The organism is Paraburkholderia xenovorans, from assembly GCF_046030735.1.
GTDB lineage: Bacteria > Pseudomonadota > Gammaproteobacteria > Burkholderiales > Burkholderiaceae > Paraburkholderia > Paraburkholderia xenovorans_A.
Window position 1 is genome coordinate 92742 of the sequence record NZ_JAQQBV010000027.1, and the last position, 15196, is coordinate 107937.

At 63.8% G+C, this 15196-nt stretch carries 9 protein-coding genes; 3 read left to right on the forward strand and 6 right to left on the reverse strand.

Annotation, left to right across the window (positions count from 1 at the left end; all coding sequences use genetic code 11):
• Positions 1-114: 114 nt before the first annotated feature.
• Positions 115-1821, forward strand: a complete 1707-nt coding sequence (locus PQQ51_RS24480; RefSeq protein WP_408499446.1) for a thiamine pyrophosphate-binding protein — start codon at positions 115-117, stop codon at positions 1819-1821.
• 50 nt (positions 1822-1871) lie between these two features.
• On the opposite strand, the gene PQQ51_RS24485 is transcribed toward PQQ51_RS24480, so the two are convergent.
• Together PQQ51_RS24485 and putA are read right to left on the reverse strand one after the other, a co-directional pair.
• Positions 1872-3020, reverse strand: a complete 1149-nt coding sequence (locus PQQ51_RS24485; RefSeq protein ID WP_408499447.1) for a branched-chain amino acid ABC transporter substrate-binding protein — start codon at positions 3018-3020, stop codon at positions 1872-1874.
• A gap of 89 nt (positions 3021-3109) precedes the next feature.
• The gene (gene putA, locus PQQ51_RS24490; protein WP_408499448.1) at positions 3110-7048 is read right to left on the reverse strand and encodes a trifunctional transcriptional regulator/proline dehydrogenase/L-glutamate gamma-semialdehyde dehydrogenase; all 3939 of its coding nucleotides are present in this window, start codon (positions 7046-7048) and stop codon (positions 3110-3112) included.
• Between the two features lie 311 nt (positions 7049-7359).
• On the opposite strand from putA, the gene PQQ51_RS24495 reads away from it, so the two are divergent.
• Complete coding sequence (locus tag PQQ51_RS24495) at positions 7360-7530, forward strand: hypothetical protein (protein WP_408499449.1); 171 nt, start codon at positions 7360-7362, stop codon at positions 7528-7530.
• A 120-nt stretch (positions 7531-7650) separates the two neighbouring features.
• Here the strand turns inward: PQQ51_RS24495 and PQQ51_RS24500 are convergent, their stop codons facing one another.
• The 4 genes from PQQ51_RS24500 to hemE all read right to left on the reverse strand — a co-directional run bounded on the left by PQQ51_RS24500 (position 7651) and on the right by hemE (position 13306).
• The gene (locus PQQ51_RS24500) at positions 7651-7899 is read right to left on the reverse strand and encodes a hypothetical protein (RefSeq protein ID WP_408499450.1); all 249 of its coding nucleotides are present in this window, start codon (positions 7897-7899) and stop codon (positions 7651-7653) included.
• Positions 7896-9326 (reverse strand): YeiH family protein, encoded by a 1431-nt coding sequence (locus PQQ51_RS24505; protein ID WP_408499451.1) that lies wholly within the window; start codon positions 9324-9326, stop codon positions 7896-7898. Before PQQ51_RS24505 ends, PQQ51_RS24500 begins: the two co-directional genes overlap by 4 nt.
• A 168-nt stretch (positions 9327-9494) precedes the next feature.
• Complete coding sequence (locus PQQ51_RS24510; RefSeq protein ID WP_408499452.1) at positions 9495-11732, reverse strand: primosomal protein N'; 2238 nt, start codon at positions 11730-11732, stop codon at positions 9495-9497.
• A gap of 473 nt (positions 11733-12205) precedes the next feature.
• Positions 12206-13306, reverse strand: a complete 1101-nt coding sequence (gene hemE, locus PQQ51_RS24515) for a uroporphyrinogen decarboxylase (RefSeq protein ID WP_408499453.1) — start codon at positions 13304-13306, stop codon at positions 12206-12208.
• A 228-nt stretch (positions 13307-13534) separates the two neighbouring features.
• On the opposite strand from hemE, the gene PQQ51_RS24520 reads away from it, so the two are divergent.
• Entirely contained in the window at positions 13535-14353 is an 819-nt protein-coding gene (locus PQQ51_RS24520) for a transporter substrate-binding domain-containing protein (RefSeq protein ID WP_408499454.1), read from the forward strand.
• Positions 14354-15196: the final 843 nt, after the last annotated feature.

A 15196-nucleotide genomic window follows, 5' to 3' on the forward strand; every position in this document is an offset into this window, starting at 1 on the left:
CGTAAGCTGTCGAAGCGCTCATCGGCATCGGCGTGTGTCACAAACCGATGTGGCCCGCCCTATTGCCCCTATTGCACGACCGCACCCATCGCCCTGCCTGGAGGCCTCATCGCAATGTCGCTCGCTTCTTCTTCCACCACCCAAACCACCGGCGCGCGTCTCGTCGTCGATGCGTTGCTGACGCAGGGTGTCGAACGTGTTTTTTGCGTGCCCGGCGAGAGTTTTCTCGCGGTGCTCGATTCTCTGCACGACGAAACCGCGCGCATCCAGACCATCGTCTGTCGGCACGAAGCGGCCGCGGCCAACATGGCTGAGGCGGTCGGCAAATTGACCGGGCGTCCGGGTGTGGCGATCGTCACGCGTGGGCCGGGTGCGACGCATGCGTCGATCGGCGTACACACCGCGTTTCAGGACTCGACGCCGATGATTCTGCTGATCGGCCAGTGTGCGCGCGAGCATCTGGATCGCGAGGCCTTCCAGGAAATCGACTACCGCCGGATGTTCGGCCAGATGGCGAAGTGGGTCGCGCAGATCGACGATCCGAAGCGCATTCCCGAGTACTTGAGCCACGCGTTTCATACCGCGACGTCGGGGCGGCCGGGGCCGGTCGTGTTGTCGTTGCCGGAAGACGTGTTGAGTGACGCGTGCGAATGGGTAGCCAGTGCGCCGCGCTATCAGCGCGTGGCGGCGTCACCGTCTGCCGGGCAGATCGAACAGTTACGCGCGTTGCTGGAAGGCGCGCAACGGCCGATGGTGATCGCGGGCGGCAGCGGTTGGACACCCGATGCTTGCGCGGACCTGCAGCGCTTTGTCGAGAGCTGGCAATTGCCAGTGGGCCTCGCGTTCCGCTTCCAGGACACGCTCGACAACGAGCATCCGAACTATGCGGGCGATGTGGGTCTCGGCATCAATCCGACGCTCGCTCAACGCATTCGCGATGCGGATTTGCTTCTCACGTTCGGCCCGCGGCTAGGTGAAGCGACAACGAACGGCTACACACTGCTCGATATTCCGAAGACGAAGCAAACGCTTGTGCATGTGCATCAGGGGGCGGAGGAACTCGGTCGTGTGTATGCCGCCGATCTGCCGATTGTGTCCGGGATGCCTGAACTGGCAGCGCTGCTTGCTGCGTTGAAGCCGTTATCGGGTGAGCTGGCATGGAGTGGCACGGCTGCGGAGGCACATCAGGCGTATCTCGACTGGCGCAAGCCGCGCCAGATTCCAGGCGACGTGCAAATGGGCGAAGTGATCCAGCAGTTGCGCGCACAGCTTCCCGCCGATGCGATCCTCACGAATGGCGCGGGCAACTACGCGACGTGGCTGCATCGGCATTTCTCGTATCGGCATTTCCGTTCACAACTCGCGCCGACCAGCGGCGCGATGGGCTATGGCGTGCCGGCGGCGATCGCGGCGAAGTCGCTGTATCCGCAACGGGCTGTCGTCGCGTTAGCCGGCGATGGCTGCTTCATGATGTCCGCGCAGGAACTCGCGACGGCGATGCAGTATGACCTGCACGTGATTTTTATCGTCGTGAACAACAGCCAGTTCGGCACGATCCGGATGCACCAGGAACGGCATTATCCTGGGCGGGTGCATGGCACCGGGCTTACGAATCCGGATTTTGCGGCGTTCGCGCGGTCGTTTGGCGCGCATGGGGAAACGGTCGAGCGGACGGACGATTTTTTGCCGGCGTTGCAGCGGGCTATTGAGGCCCAATGCGCGGCTGTGATCGAGATTCGGATGCCGCAGGAGGCGAGTACGCCGGGGGCGACGCTTGAGCAGATTCGGGAACAGGGAAGGAAGTTGCGGGGAACTGCGTAAAGAAACCCCGCAAAAGCGGGGCTTCCTGACATCAAGCGAGCAGCAAAACCTTACTTCCCGCCCACGCTCTGCAACGTCGTCCACTTCCCATCGACGACCTTATACAGCGTAATCCCGCCGTTCTTCAGATCGCCCTTCGCGTCATACGCGAGGTTCGCCGAAGTCACCGCCGGCATCGACGTCTTCGCGAGCACCGGCAGGTACTTCGCCGGATCGGTCGAGTTCGCCTTCTTCATCGCGTCGAACAGTGCCATCGCGCCGTCGTAAGCGTACGGCGAGTACGTTTGCACGTCTTCGTTGAAACGCTTCTTGTATTTCGCGACGTAGTCCTTGCCGCCCGGCATTTCTTCCAGCGGCAGGCCGGCGAGCGAGGCCACCGTGCCGTTCGCCGCGTCACCCGCGATCTGCAGGAACGTCGGCGTGTGGACCATTTCGCCGCCCATCAGCGGCGCCTTGATGCCCAGTGCCTTCATCTGCTTGACCATCGGTGCCGCTTGCGAATCCGCGCCGCCGTAATAGATCAGGTCCGGTTGCACCGACTTCAGCTTGGTCAGGATCGACTTGAAGTCGACTGCCTTGTCGTTCGTGTATTCACGATCGACGATCTGGCCGCCCGCTGCCTTCGCCGCCTTCTCGAACTGATCGGCCAGACCCTGGCCGTAGGCCGTGCGGTCGTCGACGATCGCGATCTTCTTCACGCCCAGCGTCTTCACCGCGAACGTGCCGGCGACCGACCCTTGCTGCGTGTCCGACGTCATCATGCGGAAAGTCGTCTTGAAGCCTTGCTGCGTGTATTCAGGCGCCGTCGCCATCGCGATCTGGGGGATGCCCGCGTTCGCGTAAATGCGCGAAGCCGGGATCGTGGTGCCCGAGTTGAAGTGGCCGAGCATGCCCTTGATGCCGTCATCCACCAGCTTTTGTGCAACGGTCGTGCCGGTGCGCGGGTCAGCCTGGTCGTCGGCCGAATCCAGTACGAAACGGATCTGCTTGCCGCCGATCACCGGCTTGGTCGCGTTGATGTCTTCCACCGCCAGCGTGATGCCGTTCTGGAAGTCCTTGCCGTAGTGCGCCTGCGCACCCGTCATCGGACCGGCGAAACCGATCTTCACGTCTTCCGTCGATTGAGCGTTGGCCGTCCCCGCCAGCGACATCGCTGCAACCAGCGCTGCGCCTGCCAGCTGTTTCATCTTGTGTTGCATAGCTTCTCCTTGTACCAGGTGTGGATGGAGCGGTTTTTCGGGGTCGCCGGTACCGCTTCCGTTTTATTGAATTGACCGTCGAGGTTCGCTCAGCCGATCGTCATCAAATTTGCATTGCCTCCAGCTGCTGCCGTATTCACGCTGACCGAGCGTTCCGTCAACAGACGCTCGAGCGCGTAATCCTCGTCGCCGCTTTCCAGCGCGCGAGCCGCGACGCCCTGCACCGAAACAATCGGTCCCGTGCGTTTGGCGACGTCCTTCACCAGCGCGAGCAGTTCGTCGCTATCGCCTTCGAAAAGCACCGCGTCGAACGGCGTGTCGGCGCTCTTCTTCACGCTCGCATACGACTTCAACGCGGCGGGCAGTTGAGACACCAATTGTTCCCCTGCCGCGCCGTCGAACAATGCGCGATTTCCCGTAGCCAGCGCCGCCGCGAACTGCACGCGTGCACCGCTAGCCGTCGACGCGACGCACAGCACCGTGCCGCGCGCGCCCAACGTGTATGTATTGCGCTCGCCGGTGGGCCCAGACAATACCGCAGTTGCGCCCGCAAGCACATGCGACAGATAACCGTCGACGCGTGCAGCCAACACCGCTTGCTGCTCGCCGATCAACCAGTCGCGGTAAGCCGTCAGCGCAGCGGACGGATTGTCGCTGTTTTGCGACGCTTGCGGCACATCGGCAACCAGTGCATCGGCCAGCGACTTCGGCAAACCGGCCGGCCGCGTGGCCAGCAGACGTTGCAGATACAACGCGCCGCCCGCCTTCGGTCCGGTGCCCGACAAACCTTCACCGCCGAACGGCTGCACCCCGACCACCGCGCCGATCACATTGCGGTTCACATAAATATTGCCGACGTGCGCGCGGCCGATCACATGCGCGATCGTCTCGTCGATCCGCGTATGGATGCCGAGCGTCAAACCGTAGCCGGTCGCGCGAATCTGTTCGAGCAGGCGGTCGAGCTGGCTGCGGCGATAACGCACTACGTGCAGCACCGGACCGAACACTTCGCGCTTCAATTCGTCGATGCTGTCGAGTTCGATCAGCGTCGGCGGCACGAAGGTGCCTTGCGCGCAGCCTTCCGGCATCGGCAGTTGCTCGACCTTGCGGCCTTTCTCGCGCATCGCCGCGACGTGCGCGTCGATACCGCGTTTCGCGTCGACGTCGATCACCGGGCCGACGTCGATCGACAACCGGTCCGGATTGCCCACCGCGAGTTCGCGCATCGCACCGGTCAGCATTTCCAGCGTGCGGTCCGCCACATCGTCTTGCAGACAGAGAACGCGCAGCGCGGAACACCGTTGACCGGCGGAGTCGAACGACGATTGCAGCACGTCCGCCACCACCTGTTCGGCGAGCGCCGACGAGTCGACGATCATCGCGTTCTGTCCGCCGGTTTCGGCGATCAGCGGAATCGGCTTGCCTTCCGGGTCGAGGCGGTTGGACAAGGTCTTGTTGATCAGACGCGCGACTTCGGTCGAACCGGTGAACATCACTGCACGCGTACGCGGATCGGCCACCAACGCGGCGCCGACCGTTTCGCCGTTGCCCGGCAGCAGTTGCACGGCGCCCGCCGGCACGCCGGCTTCGCGCAGAATCCGCACGGCTTGCGCGGCGATCAGCGGCGTTTGCTCGGCCGGCTTCGCGAGCACGGTGTTGCCGGCGGCCAGCGCCGCGGCCACCTGGCCCATGAAAATCGCCAGCGGGAAATTCCACGGGCTGATACACACGACCGGACCAAGCGGACGGTGCGTGTCGTTCGAAAACTCGTTGCGGATTTGCGTCGAGTAATAGCGCAGGAAGTCGATCGCCTCGCGGATTTCGGCAACCGCATTCGCGAGCGACTTGCCGGCTTCACGCACCACGAGGCCCATCAGCGTATGCATCTGCGCTTCGAGCAGATCGGCGGCACGTGCGAGGCAATCGGCGCGGGCGTCGACCGGCGTCGCTTGCCAGATCGGCGCGGCGGCCACGGCGTGCGCCAGGGCGGCGCTCACGTGCTCCGGCGTCGCGTCGACCACCGTGCCGACGAGGTCGCGCTGATCGGCCGGGTTGCGCACGTCGCGAGCGACGCCCACAGCGATCTCGTTGTCCTCCAGCATCGGCGCGGCGCGCCACGGATGATGCGCGCTCGCCAGCAACGCCGACGACAGCGACGCCAGCCGATGCTCGTTCGACAGATCGAGGCCCATCGAATTGAGCCGCTCGTTGCCGTACAGATTGCGCGGCAGCGGAATCTTCGCGTGCGGCGCGCCGAGCGGAACGATCTTCGACGCTTCGTCGACCGGGTCGGCGATCAGGTCTTTGATCGCGACGGTTTCATCGGCGATGCGGTTCACGAACGACGTGTTCGCGCCGTTCTCCAGCAGACGGCGCACGAGGTACGCGAGCAGCGTTTCATGCGTGCCGACCGGCGCGTACACGCGGCACGGACGATTCAGCTTTCCAGCGGACAGCGGGCCGGTGACTTCCTCGTACAGCGGCTCGCCCATCCCGTGCAGGCACTGGAACTCGTACTGGCCGGGATAGTAGTTATTGCCCGCGAGGTGATAGATCGCCGACAGCGTGTGCGCGTTGTGCGTGGCGAACTGCGGATAGACGGCATCCGGTGCGCCGAGCAGCTTCTTCGCGCAGGCGAGGTAGGACACGTCGGTGTAGATCTTGCGCGTGTAGACCGGATAGCCTTCGAGGCCGTCCACTTGCGCGCGCTTGATTTCGGTATCCCAGTACGCGCCCTTCACGAGGCGCACCATGATCCGGTGACGGCTGCGGCGCGCCAGATCGATGATGTATTCGATCACGAACGGGCAACGCTTCTGATACGCCTGCACCACGAAACCGATGCCGTTCCAGCCGGCCAGCTCCGGATCGAAACACAGCGCTTCGAGCAGATCGAGCGAGATTTCGAGGCGGTCGGCTTCTTCCGCGTCGATGTTCAGGCCGATGTCGTAGCGGCGCGCGAGGATCGCCAGCGAACGCACGCGCGGCAGCAGTTCACTCATCGTGCGTTCCTGCTGCGAACGCGAATAGCGTGCGTGCAGCGCCGAGAGTTTGATCGAGATGCCCGGGCCTTCGTAGATGCCGCGACCGCCCGCCGCCTTGCCGATCGCGTGGATCGCCTGTTCGTACGACGCGTAGTAGCGCTGCGCGTCGGCCTCGGTAGTGGCCGCTTCGCCCAGCATGTCGTACGAGTAGCGGAAACCGCGTGCTTCGTATTTGCGGCTGTTGGCCAGCGCTTCGGAAATGTTCTCGCCCGTGACGAACTGCTCGCCCATCAGGCGCATCGCCATGTCCACGCCCTTGCGGATCAGCGGCTCGCCGCCCTTGCCGATCAGGCGCGTCAACGCCGACGACAAACCGGTTTCGCTATTGGTCGTCACCAGCTTGCCGGTGATCATCAAGCCCCAGGTCGCGGCATTGACGAACAGCGACGGCGCCTGGCCAACGTGCGATTTCCAGTCGCCCTTGCTGATCTTGTCGCGGATCAGCGCGTCGCGCGTCGCGCGATCGGGAATGCGCAGCAGCGCTTCGGCGAGGCACATCAGCGCGACGCCCTCCTGGCTCGACAGCGAAAACTCGTGGATCAGACCTTCGACGCCACCACCCGTGCTCTTGCCGCGCAGCGTTTCGACCAGCTTGCCGGCCATGGCCTGCACGTCGCCTGCGAGGTTCGCCGGCAAGCGCGCCTGACCCAGCAGGAACGGCACGCATTCCGGCTCGGGACGGCGATACGCCGCGGTAATCGCCGCGCGCAGCACCGATTGCGGCTGCACGTTTTGCGCGAACTCGAGGAACGGATGCGATGCGCCGTCTTCCTCGTGCTCGACCGTGGCGCCGTCGGCCAGATCGGCCGAACCGGTTGCGCCCGACAACTCAGGCGGCAATTGACCGTGCTCGATCTTTTCGAGGTACGCAAAAATCGCCTGCTTGATCAGCCAGTGCGGAGTGCGTTCGAGGCGGGTGGCGGCGTCTTTCAGCCGGGAACGCAGGAGGTCGTCGACCTTGACGCCAAGGGTGGTGCTAGCCATGTTTCCTTCTTCGGGATGCCAACTGAAAGCGCTGGGAAAGACTAAAAGTTGGCGAATCGTACGCCTCCAAATAAAAAGGTGCAACCATGCGTCGGGCATGGTTGCACCTATTCAAACCCCTTGTGCGGCGGGGGTTGCCGACTGACGACGTCGCACCGGCCGGCAACGGTTGCGCCTGGTGCTTTCCCTGGGCATGTTTCTTTTCGCTTTTACCCTCATCGAATCGCGCGGCGCGCCGTTATACAGATCATGGCGGTACGCGGCCACTCGGCACGCATAAAAAACGGTACGGGGTTTAGAGGACGAGCGAAATGGAAAAGTGGTTGGTGGTATTGGGCATCTGGGCGATGTGCGCGACCTGCGCGGTGCTGTTCATTCGCGGTGCGACGGGTGGGGCGGACAAGCGCGCCGCCGCCAGAAGGCAACCGCGCGCGGCATCGCGCGCATCGAGCGGCGACACGCGCGCCGCGCTGAACGATTGATGACCGGCTGCGGCTCGCACCGGCGTTGACGCGTAGTCGATCCGGCGAGGCCGCCAGATAACCGGCAATGAAGGAAAGTGTGCCGCCCGGCTCAGCCAGGCGGCAGCGGACACGCGCGCGTCAGTGTGACGGAATCGGCTGGAAGCGCACGCAGGTGTCGTCGGGGGAAACGAGCTGATCGTGCAGGCGACACAGCCGGCTTGCCGCCACGCTCGCTCCGAAGCCCGAACTGAACACGGTGAGGCCCGGAATGCTCTGCTCCAGTGAATGCCGATCGTCGGCGCGATACCGGCAGCTCGCGCAGCGCGGCTCGCACGCGGTGTCGCGTGCGTCCGCGATCGTGGCGACCCGCGCAGCGGCGCTCGTCACGAGCCCTGCCCCAGACTATTCCAGTACGGTGCGAACACGTGCGCGGACAGCGCGTAGCCGATGGCGATATTGACCACCACGCCCGCCGTGAAAGCCAGGAACGGCTTCAGACCGGTCGCCGTCAGCGAACGCAGGCGCGTGGTCAAACCGATGCTCAGAAAACAGAACGTGAACGCCCACGTGCGTAACGCGGTGATCGGCGCGACGAATTCCGGCGTGACGACCTTGCGGTAGTCGGCGAGCGAATAGTGGCTCGCGATCCACGTGACCAGCGCAGAAGCGATCACGAAACCGATCACGAACTTCGGAAAGCGCGCCCAGATTTCACCGGCGTTCGGTTTGGCCTTGACGCCGCTGTCCTGCGATTCCCAACGGGTGGTCGCGACAATCGCCAGCACGAATGCCCAGATGCCGATCCAGATGTCGCGGCCGACTACCTTCATCAGCGTGAACGCCTGCAACGACGCGTCAGGTGCGCCGGCAATCGCGCCACCCGCATGTTTCGCGAGATCGCCATAGGCTTGCGCGGCGGCGATGCCCGCGGCATCGGCGAATTCCGACGTGCCGATCCACGCGCCGGCCACCGCCGTCGACAAACCCAGCGAGCGCGACGCGAACGGCAGCACGAAGATCATCACGATCGCCCACAGCACCACCAGCGTGATCGCCACGGATGCCTGCTCGCGCTTCGCGCGCACCGCGCCGGCAATCGCGATCGCTGCCGAAACGCCGCACACCGCGCCGCCGACGCCGAGCACCGCGGCAAAACGCCGGTCGAGTCCCAACGCCTTGCCGGCGAGAAAGATCACAAAGAAGGTCACGAGCGACACGATCGTCGCCTGCCCGACCGCCACCGGCCCCGCCCACACCAGCAACGTGAACGGCAGCGTCGCGCCGAGCAGCACGATACCGACCTTGATGTAAAACTCGACGCGCAAACCCGCCGAGAACCATTCAGGCAAGCGGAACACGTTCGAGATCACGAGCCCGAGCGCCAGCGCGACGAGCGGCGGCTCCAGGTTGTACTTCGACGCATTCACCCACGCGCCCACCGTGAAGATCAGCGCCGACACGATGAACAGGATCAGAAACGCGCCGAGAAAAGCGCTGACGCGCTGCTTCAACGCGGCGAGGCTGATACCGAATAGCACGGCAAATCCGACGAACAGCGCGACATAGTTCGGCAGATGTTTGCCGAGATCCTGCGCAGCCTGTCCGACGCTCGACCATCTGGCCGGCGCAACCGCCAGCCACTTGATGCTGCTGCCCGACGCAAACAGCGCCCAGGCGATCACGATCACCAGCAGGCCGACCCATACGGCCCACCAGTCTTCCGTTGAAAAGAGACCGCCGCCGTGCGTGCTGTGTCCACTACGCCGTTCGCAGGGGGCGGCCCCGCCCGGCAGTGTCTGATTGGTATCGCTCATCGCAAAGCCCCGAAGAAGTTGAGTTGCATCGGCGCGGGAATATTGGTTTTTTGCCTGGAGATGCGCCGATTCGGCGAAATATAGGCGAGCGCGATCGCAAAACGAAACGACCATTCGCTCTATGAATATGACCGAAAGAAGTAACGCCGACGCGCGGCGCCGAGGGCGTCACATGTCGAGCGGGTCGACTTCGACGTTCCAGCGCAGCACGCCCTTCAGCGCGCGCAGTACGGGTTGCCAGGCATGCAAGGTGGCTTGCAGCGCCCCGCGCGACTGGCTCTCGATCAGCGATTGCGCGCGGTGCACGTGCATCACCTTGACGATGGTGAGCGGCACGGCGTCGTAGACGGTCACGCGTGCGGCGGCCGGAATCTCCGCGAGCGCCGCGGCGGCCTGTTGCAGGAAGGTGAGCGCGGCTTCCAGCGTGCGGCCCTCGGCGCGCAGCAACGCCTGATAGACGAACGGCGGCAGATGCGCGTCGCGCCGCTCGGCAAGCGTCGAATTGGCAAAGCCGACGTAGTCGTGCCGGCCCAGCGCGTGATACAGCGCGTGCCGCGGATAACGCGTCTGCACCAGCACTTCGCCCGGCAATCCGGCCCGCCCGGCGCGGCCGCTCACTTGCATCAGTTGCGCGAAGAGGCGCTCGCTTGCGCGGAAGTCGTGCGAGAACAATGCGGTATCGGCATTCAGCACGCCGACCAGCGACACGCGCTGGAAGTCGTGCCCCTTCGCGATCATCTGAGTGCCGACGAGGATGTCCACTTCGCCGGCGTGGACGTCGGAGAACAGCGCCTGCGCGCTGCCCTTGCGGCGCGTGCTGTCGGCGTCGATGCGCAGCACGCGCGCGCCGGGCACCGCGCTCGCGAGCGTTTCCTCGACCCGTTGCGTGCCGCGTCCCATCGGCGCGATATCGACGTTGCCGCACTCCGGGCACGAACGCGGAATGCGCGCCTCCCAGCCGCAATGGTGGCAGCGCAGCGCACGCTCGGGCTTGTGCAGCACGACGTAGGCGCTGCAACGCGGACAGCCGGCGACCCAACCGCACGCGTCGCACGAGAGTTGCGGCGCGTAACCGCGCCGGTTCAGGAACACGAGGCTTTGCTCGCCGCGCTCGAGTCTCGCCTTCAACGCGGCGATCAACGGCCCCGACAAGCCTTCCACCGAGGCGCGCCCGCGCCGCCGTTCTTCCTCGAGGTCGATCAGCCTGACGGTCGGCAGCACAGCCTCGGCAACCGCGCGACGCGACAGCGTAAGCCGCTTGTAGCGCCCCTGATCCGCCTGCCACCAGCTCTCCAGCGACGGCGTGGCCGAGCCGAGCACGACCGGCAGACCGAGTTGCTTCGCGCGATAGATCGCCAGATCGCGCGCGGAGTAACGCAAGCCTTCCTGCTGCTTGTAGGCCGGATCGTGCTCCTCGTCGACGACGATGATCGCCAGCTTCGGCAGCGACGCAAGCACCGCCAGCCGTGTGCCGAGAACGATGCGCGCGCGGCCGGTATGCGCGGCGAACCAGTTGCGCGCGCGTTCGCCTTCCGCGAGACCGCTGTGCAGCGTGACGATCGCGGCGCCTTCCAGCGCGGCGAAGCGCGCGCGGAAAGCCGCTTCGAACTGCGGCGTCAGATTGATTTCGGGGACCAGCACCAGCGCCTGCGCGTCGGGCCGCGCGGCGAGAATCTCGGCGAGCGCGCGGAGATAAACCTCGGTTTTGCCGCTGCCGGTCACGCCGTGCAGCAGGAATGGCGCAAAGCCATCGGCGTCGCGGATCGCTTCGACCGCGGCGGCCTGTTCGTCGGTCAGCGTGGGCAACTTCGGCGCGGGCGTATCTGCGGCATTGGCCGCGCCGACGACCGCCGCGGCTTCGATCACTTCGAGCTCGACCCAGCCTTCGGCGCGCCATGCGTCGAACGTCGCGACGGCTTTCGGATGGAGCGCGCGGGCGTCGGCGGGCAGCAGAAAATCGGTCTCGGCGAGCGCTTGCGCGAGTTTCCTCAACGCGCTCGCGCGGGCCGGCAACGCGTCCGGCAGCGCGGCGCGGCCCGCGGACGTCAGCGTGTAGCGCTCTTCTGGCGCGAACAGCCGCGTCCAGCGGGACGCGTCACGCAACGCTTGCGGCAGAGCGGGCAACGCGACCTCGCCAAGTCCGCGCTGATAGTAGTCAGCGGCGAACGCAACCAGCTTCAACCATTCCGCCGACACGGGCGGGCACGCGGCGCACACGCTTTCCACCGAACGCAGACGATCGGGCGGCACATCACTGTGAGCCGTGACTTCGCAGACGAGACCCACTACGTGCCGCTTGCCGAATGGCACGCTCACCAGCATGCCGGGCACAACCGGCTCAGGCGCGTCGTACCGATAGTCGAACAGAGTCGGCAGCGGATGATCCAACGCGACACGGACGAACATGTCGCTCACGCAACGGTGGAAATCAGATGAATCGGTGCGGCAAGAGGCCGCGTCGACGCGCGCCCCGGGCAGACGACAAACCGCTCGAAGTTAAAGTAAAACTTCAATTTCGGCGCTAAGTTTTGGATTCGGCTGAACAATTGCAATCGGTCCGCGTGCCTGTGGATAACTTTGTTAAGAACTTCGTCCGAATTGGCCGCAAAGCACGCAGCGACGGCCTTCTGTGGGGTTTCGCACATTCGCCCGCAATCCTCGGAAACCCTTGCCAGACAAGGCTTAGATCAAATACGCCGGGACTGCGCAAGGGCTACGCTCCGACGAAAGCTTCTACCGCGCCGCAGCGTGATAAATGTGCATAAGTCAAGTCTTGACAATCCGGGGAGTGCCATCCGGCGGCCCCTGGACTGTAATTTTCCCCTTAGACCGAGAGCCCACTTCGCCGCGTTGCAGCAAAAATGGCAACGGTTACGGTGTCATTTCGGTGCGTGAGCGCCGCTACGAATCGCGCGGCTATGGCGATGCACTTCGTCGACCAGCTCCGCAACATTCTCGGGCGGCGTGAACTGCGAAATACCGTGGCCGAGGTTGAAAACGTGGCCGGGATGATTGCCGAAGCTGTCGAGCACAGCCCGCGCTTCCATCCGGATCGACGCCGGCGGCGCAAACAGCACCGACGGATCGATATTGCCTTGCAGCGCCACCTTCGCGCCGACACGTTCGCGCGCCTGGCTCAAATTCACCGTCCAGTCGAGACCGACTGCGTCGACCCCGATATCGGCAATTTCATCGAGCCACAGACCGCCGCCCTTCGTGAACGTGATGACGGGCACTTTTTCGCCGTCGTGCTCGCGCTTCAACAAGCTCACGACCTGCTGGATGTAGTGCAGCGAAAAGCGTTGGTAGACGCCGTCCGCCAGCGCGCCGCCCCATGTGTCGAAGATCATCACGGCCTGGGCGCCCGCTTCGATCTGCGCGTTCAGATAGGCCGCGACGGCCTTCGCGTTGATCTCGAGAATCCGATGCATCAGGTCGGGCCGCGCGTACAGCATCGATTTGACGGTACGGAAATCCGACGACCCCGCGCCTTCGACCATGTAGCACGCGAGTGTCCACGGGCTGCCGGAAAAGCCGATCAGCGGCACACGTTGACGGCCTTGCGCGTCGGTGAGCGCGGTGCGGATTTCGCGCACGGCGTCGGTCACGTAGCGCAGCGTGGCGTCGATGTCCGGCACCGTGAGGCGCGCTACATCGTCTTCCGTGCGAACCGGGCGGGCGAATTTCGGCCCCTCGCCGGCGACGAACTCAAGGCCGAGGCCCATTGCGTCGGGCACGGTGAGGATGTCGGAGAAAAGTATCGCGGCGTCGAGCGGGTAGCGCTCGAGCGGTTGCAGCGTGACTTCGGTTGCGTACGCGGGATTCTTCGCGAGGCCGAGAAAACTGCCCGCGCGACCACGCGTGGCGTTGTATTCCGGCAGGTAGCGGCCAGCCTGTCGCATCAGCCAGATCGGCGTGTAGTCGGTCGGCTGGCGCAGCAGTGCGCGCAGGAAAGTGTCGTTCAGGAGTTTATGGGCCACGTTGCGTACGACTGAGGGCAAAAGGGCATTTTACCGGAGCGAGGCTCACCGCATTGCCGTTGATGCGGGCAATAACTGCGAGCCGGTTTGCCGTCCGCGTTATTTCGCTGCCAGCTCGAGCAGGATTCTGGCGCCGCGCTACCTGGCTGAACGACTAATGTTCAAGCGCAAATCGCCCGACTATGATCGGGCGGCCTGACCAAAAAATCACATAACAAAGGAGACTTCATGAATAAATCAGTACGTGCGTTGCTCGGCGCTTTGCTCGGTGTCACGGCCAGTGTTTTGATGCTCGGAGGCGCGGCCTACGGGCAGTCCAGCGCCATTCCCGCTGCCACCGCTGCGCCTTCGCGGCTCGACGAAGTCCTCTCGCGCGGCACGCTACGCGCCTGCACGACCGGTGACTACAAGCCGTACTCGTTCTATAAGCCGGACGGTCAGTTCGAAGGGATCGACATCGACATGACCGAGTCGCTCGCGAAATCGCTCGGCGTGAAGGCCGAGTTCATCAAGACCTCGTGGTCGAATCTGATGAACGATTTCGTCGCCAAATGCGATATCGCGGTGGGCGGCGTTTCGCCGACACTGGAACGCCAGAAGCGCGCGTTCTTCACGCAGGCCTATATGGTGGACGGCAAAACGCCGATCGTTCGCTGCGACGACGTCAACAAATATCAGACCGTCGCGCAAATCGACCAACCGGCCACGCGGGTGATCGTCAATCCGGGCGGTACCAACGAGCGGTTCGCGAAGCAATATTTCCAGCACGCGAATGTCACGGTGTATCCGGACAATGTGACGATCTTCAAGCAGATCCTCGCAGGCAAAGCCGATGTGATGGTGACGGACGCGTCGGAAACCTTATTGCAGCAGAAGCTGAATCCCGGCCTGTGCTCGGTTCATCCGGAGAAACCGTTTCAGTTCGGCGAAAAAGCCTGGCTGCTGCCGCGCGGCGACGTGGTGTTCCAGCAATATGTCGACCAATGGCTGCATATGGCACGCGGAACGGGTGAGTATCAGGCCATTTCGGATAGATGGCTGAAATAGCGGCATGCTCGCGAGTTTCCTTCTGATCGCAGAATGGGGGTTTGACAGACATGCCGGTTACGGCGGCGGGCGATCATTCATGTAACCTCCGCGCGTGACGGTGCCGGACGGAAATCGAACGATCGTGCCGGCTGCCGCTTTCGTGTTCTGCGGCGTGGAGGTGATATTTCCGCGTGTCACATGTTGCGTTGCATCACTCGTATTGAACGTGACGCGTCATCCTGAATACACATGACAAATGACATGTAACACGGGCGCTCGCTTCCGAAAAAGATGAATGTGCAACCATTTCATGCGGAATAGACTGAACAAATTACGCGGCGCTATGCGTCGCGAATAGCATCAATCAGGCGTATGAAATTGCCCCACAGTCATCGGTAATTTTTACGTTTAAAACGATTTAATTTGGCAATTAGTCCCGCAACGCCTTATCTGGCGGGCGTTACAACCTGAAACACTTTGTTACCGCGCTCATAGGTTAATTCGCCCACAATGCCTCGACGGTTTCAACACGGATGTGGCTGGGTGTGTGGTGTGAGCGGATACGATGCACTTGCCGGTCGGCGTAATGCCGAAGCCCTGTGAAGGGGCATCCCTGCTGGGGCCGTAGTCGACGCTGGGGCGTCGTCTCAGTTGGTTCCTACTTTGGTCTCCTCGCGCTAACCCCGTAGCGTGTGGTTTTTAGCGGGCTCCAGGCCCGCTTTTTTTTCGTCTGGTCAAACGTTTGCGCGCCCGTCGCACGGGGCTTTTGGCTCTGCGACGGTTCAGGCGGCAAACGGGTTTCCGCAAGCAAAAACGGCGTGGCGCCGCGCGGGGGGGGGGGGCCCCGGGGGGGGGGGGGTT